Below are 551 nucleotides of genomic sequence, written 5' to 3' on the forward strand. Positions count from 1 at the left end.
ACATTCGCCGAAAATTCGAATTTCTCAATTAAGAGAACTCACAAATTTTACCTTAGCCTGATCCGTTACCAGTGAAAGTAACGTTCAGTCTATCTTTCTATCACATACCCAAATTTTTAAAGAACGATCTAATCAAAGACTAGAAATCAATATTCGCTTCAGAATATTCATTTCTAAACTCTAACAGCAGAAGCAGTTAATGGTGGAGCCAAACGGGATCGAACCGTTGACCTCCTGCGTGCAAGGCAGGCGCTCTCCCAGCTGAGCTATGGCCCCATAACAAAATTGGTGGGTCTGGACAGATTCGAACTGCCGACCTCACCCTTATCAGGGGTGCGCTCTAACCAACTGAGCTACAGACCCAATTTCGAGCGCGTAACTGATTAGCTAAGAGCTATCAGCTTGGAGCTTAAAGCTGCTTCTATCGTCTTCTTCAATGAATCAAGCAATTCGTGTGGGAACTTATGGAGCAGCTGATGTCGTCGATTAAGGAGGTGATCCAGCCGCAGGTTCCCCTACGGCTACCTTGTTACGACTTCACCCCAGTCATG

Annotated in this window: 2 tRNA genes and 1 rRNA gene; all 3 read right to left on the bottom strand. The window is 45.4% G+C overall.

The window, feature by feature from the left end:
• Window positions 1-200: 200 nt before the first annotated feature.
• Window positions 201-276 (bottom strand) — tRNA-Ala (locus JFT58_RS30095).
• A 10-nt stretch (window positions 277-286) separates the two neighbouring features.
• A tRNA-Ile gene (locus JFT58_RS30100) sits at window positions 287-363 on the bottom strand.
• A 124-nt stretch (window positions 364-487) separates the two neighbouring features.
• Window positions 488-551 (bottom strand): 16S ribosomal RNA (locus JFT58_RS30105); the annotation flags it as partial.

Source organism: Pseudomonas sp. MF6767 (assembly GCF_016405475.1).
Classification (GTDB): domain Bacteria; phylum Pseudomonadota; class Gammaproteobacteria; order Pseudomonadales; family Pseudomonadaceae; genus Aquipseudomonas; species Aquipseudomonas paracarnis.